The sequence below is a fragment of the Priestia sp. P5_B4 genome, assembly GCF_056400385.1.
This window is the reverse complement of record NZ_JBFULJ010000817.1, coordinates 1-1729: the sequence shown is the minus strand read 5'-3', so window position 1 is coordinate 1729 and position 1729 is coordinate 1. Positions and strand designations below refer to the sequence as shown.

2 protein-coding genes and 1 pseudogene are annotated in these 1729 nt (G+C 34.6%); 1 reads left to right on the top strand and 2 read right to left on the bottom strand.

Annotated features, from left to right (window positions below):
• Positions 1-399: pseudogene (locus AC1DRF_RS26295) on the top strand (molecular chaperone HtpG); the annotation flags it as partial.
• 30 nt (positions 400-429) lie between these two features.
• Here AC1DRF_RS26295 and AC1DRF_RS26290 read toward each other — a convergent pair.
• Together AC1DRF_RS26290 and AC1DRF_RS26285 are read right to left on the bottom strand one after the other, a co-directional pair.
• Positions 430-990: a tubby C-terminal domain-like protein gene (locus tag AC1DRF_RS26290; RefSeq protein ID WP_427076519.1), complete on the bottom strand. Its 561-nt coding sequence runs from the start codon at positions 988-990 to the stop codon at positions 430-432.
• A 55-nt stretch (positions 991-1045) separates the two neighbouring features.
• Positions 1046-1729: DUF817 domain-containing protein (locus AC1DRF_RS26285; protein WP_477742113.1), on the bottom strand; the 684-nt coding region annotated here is incomplete at its 5' end.

Below are 1729 nucleotides of genomic sequence, written 5' to 3'. Positions count from 1 at the left end.
GAATCAGAAGAAGAACAGCTCAATGAGTCTGAGGAAAAAGAGAATAAAGAGCTATTTGACTATATGAAGAAAGCTTTGGCGGGAAAAGTAGGAGATGTCCGCGCGTCTAAACGTTTAAAAACACATCCCGTGTGCTTATCAGCTGATGGTGAAGTAACGATTGAAATGGAGAAAATTTTAAGTGCTATGCCTGACAATCAGCATGTAAAAGCAGAAAAAGTGTTAGAAATTAACGTACATCATGATGTATTCGCTTCTTTAAAAGATGCATTTGAAAATGATAAAGGGAAATTAGACCTTTATACAAATTTATTATATAACCAAGCTCTTCTAATTGAAGGCTTATCTATTAGTGATCCCGTTGAATTCACAAATGATATTTGTAAAATCATGATATAAAAATCAGGCGCAGAATGATTCTGCGCCTGATTATATGTATGGCATAATAAAAGTAGTTATATAGTAAGAAGCGATAAAAATGGGTACGGGCAGTTCTTCTGTTACTCTTATTGAGTGTTTGCCTTCTTTAAAATGAAAAAGGTCTGATTTAAACTCTGCGACTTTTTCTCTTTTTTGATTAAAAATACACGCTTCCTCTACAGCTTCATGACTGCTTAACATGTAGACGTTATTTCCCCATCTAATTTCTTGTGCTCCTTCGTTGTTAATTATTCCTTTACCTAATAGATCTCCCACTGTTTTTCCATTTTCTTTTATCACCCACCGGTGTTTTTTTACGTGATCAATAAACACCGTTCTTCCTTCCCATTGAACTTGTAAATGTACCTTTAAGCCGCAGGAAAAGATAGGAAACCAAGAAATAGAATCTAACACTGGAAGTCCATCACGAGTTAAAAAATCAATACTTTTCGTCCACATATTTTTATGCATTCTCTTAAGCTGTCCGACGTTTTCTCCATTTTCATTTGTAACTGCTATGGTCTTCCCCGCTGATTTAAGATAGGGAAGATAAAAAATATATTCTTGCATATAAGCCTCCAAAGGTTCTGCACTTCATATTAACAGCGTGTACATAGTTATGTTTCTATCTTTCATATATTTCGTTTATTTCTTTTAATTTCTTTCTTTGTTTAAATTGGCTTTGATTTTCTTTTAAATGCTTTAGTAAAGCAACAATCAAGAAACTAACAATCACAAGAAGAAGCCAAGAGCTAATTTTACTTATATGAACCATTGTCCACTGCTGCTGTTGATCTGGATACTGCCATGCTCCAAAAAATGTTGCGATATTTTCAGCGATCCAAATGAAAAAGCCAATCAGTACAAAAGACAATACTAAAGGCATGCGATATGTACGTTTGTTAACCGTAAAATATACAAAAGTTCGATAAAAAATAAGTAAAGTAAAAAGTTTTAAAAACCAGCGGAAGTCGTAAATAAAATGATGCGTGAAAAAATTAAGGTAAATAGCCATACTTAGTATACTGACAATCCACGTAGAAGGCCAATTCGTAAGCTTTAATTCAAGCCTTCTCCACACTTGGCACATGTAGCTGGCTACACTAGCATACATAAATCCGCTGTACAGCGGAACTCCCCAGACTTTAGTGAAAGCTTTTTCTGGATAGCTCCATGAGCCCATATGAACTTTGTAGAGTTCTAACGCTAGTCCAATTAAATGACATACTGCGATGACTTTTACTTCATCAAGCGTTTCTCGTTTAAACATCACCATTAAAACTTGAGTTCCTAGACAGACTAATAAAAT

Excerpts from the sequence above, each read along its gene's own strand:
- AC1DRF_RS26290 (WP_427076519.1), bottom strand. The coding sequence starts at position 990 with ATGCAAGAATATATTTTTTATCTTCCCTATCTTAAATCAGCGGGGAAG.